Genomic DNA, 1422 nt, shown 5'->3' on the forward strand with positions numbered 1-1422 from the left:
GTGATCTACCGCGCCACGGAACAGTGGTTTATCGGAATGGAGACGCCGGTCAAGGACCAGCAAGGCAACGAGACCACCTTCCGCCAACGCGCGCTGGATGAGATCAAGAAGGTGACCTGGGATCCATCCTGGGGCGAAGAGCGTATCTCGAACATGATCGCCACCCGCCCTGACTGGTGCATCTCGCGCCAGCGCATCTGGGGTGTGCCCATCGCCGTCTTCCTGTGCCAGAGCTGCGATCACCCCCTCAGCGATAAGGCACTCAATCAGAGCATCGTGAAGCTCTTCGAGAAGGAAGGGGCCGACGCCTGGTACAAGTACCCAGCCGAGCAACTGTTGGCGGCTGGAACGGCCTGTACCAAGTGCGGGCACTCCGCCTTCCGTAAGGAGATGGACATCCTCGACGTCTGGTTTGAGTCCGGCTCGTCCTGGCATGCCGTGCTGGAGACTGAGCCCGAGCTCAGCTTCCCCGCCGATATGTACACCGAGGGCGGCGACCAGCATCGTGGCTGGTTCCACTCGTCGCTGCTGGCTTCTGTCGGCATCCGCAACGCCGCACCCTACAAGTACGTTGCTACCAGTGGCTGGACACTGGACGAGCAGCGCCGTGCCTTCTCCAAGTCGCTCGGCAACGGTGTCGATCCTGTCCTGCCAATACTGAAAGCCTGGTTGCGAACTGGGACAAGTTGCTCGCTGTTCGTGACACGGTTCTGCTGTCGCTCGAAGAGGCAAGAAAGAACAAGCAGATCGGTAAAGCGCTCGATGCCAGCGTAGCCGTAACCATTCCGGCGCCGTTGAAAGAAAGCTTTGATAGCTTCGGTTCTCACTTCGCTGAGCTGTGCAATGTATCTGCATTCCGGTTCTCGGTGAATGGCGATCAGACACCGTCGGTAGAAGTAACACCGTGCGAGACGCTCTCCGAGATCACAAAGTGCGAACGCTGCTGGCGCTACACCAATGACGTTGCATCCGATAGCCGTTATCCGACCGTCTGCGCTCGCTGCGCAACGGCACTCGACGAGATCGGCTACGAACCGTATACCGTGACTCAGGAGCAGCCTGTCTAATGCCCGACACCGTTGTTTCTCCGGTCACCAACTCCAGTCGTACACGCGATCTTCGCCTGTGGCTGCTTGTCATTACCGCGTTGGTAGTGACTGCCGACCGCCTGTCGAAGCTATGGATTGAAGCGCATATCGACCTGGGTTCGACCATCCCCATCATGCCGCGGTTTTTCCGGTTGAGTCATGTCTTGAACACGGGTGCAGCGTTCTCCATATTCGCTGACTCCACCTCGCCCGAACGTGTGCGCATTGTGCTAATCGCGTTTTCGGTCTGCGTTACGGTGGTGATTGCCGCCATGATCTACAGAGTTGGCCGCACCCTGTCACTGACCAGCTTCGGGCTGGCCCTGATTCTCGG

General features: G+C 58.8%; 3 protein-coding genes. All 3 read left to right on the forward strand.

Annotated elements, in window-relative coordinates; genetic code table 11:
• Positions 1–774: class I tRNA ligase family protein (locus AB4043_RS26125; RefSeq protein WP_442308601.1), on the forward strand; the 774-nt coding region annotated here is incomplete at its 5' end.
• Positions 775–866: 92 nt separating this feature from the next.
• The gene (locus tag AB4043_RS26130) at positions 867–1067 is read left to right on the forward strand and encodes a zinc finger domain-containing protein (RefSeq protein ID WP_442308602.1); all 201 of its coding nucleotides are present in this window, start codon (positions 867–869) and stop codon (positions 1065–1067) included.
• On the forward strand, positions 1067–1422 hold a 356-nt coding region (locus AB4043_RS26135), incomplete at its 3' end, for a signal peptidase II (protein WP_442308603.1). The genes AB4043_RS26130 and AB4043_RS26135, both read left to right, overlap by 1 nt.

This window comes from Terriglobus sp. YAF25 (assembly GCF_052113305.1).
In the GTDB taxonomy this organism is placed as follows: domain Bacteria; phylum Acidobacteriota; class Terriglobia; order Terriglobales; family Acidobacteriaceae; genus Terriglobus.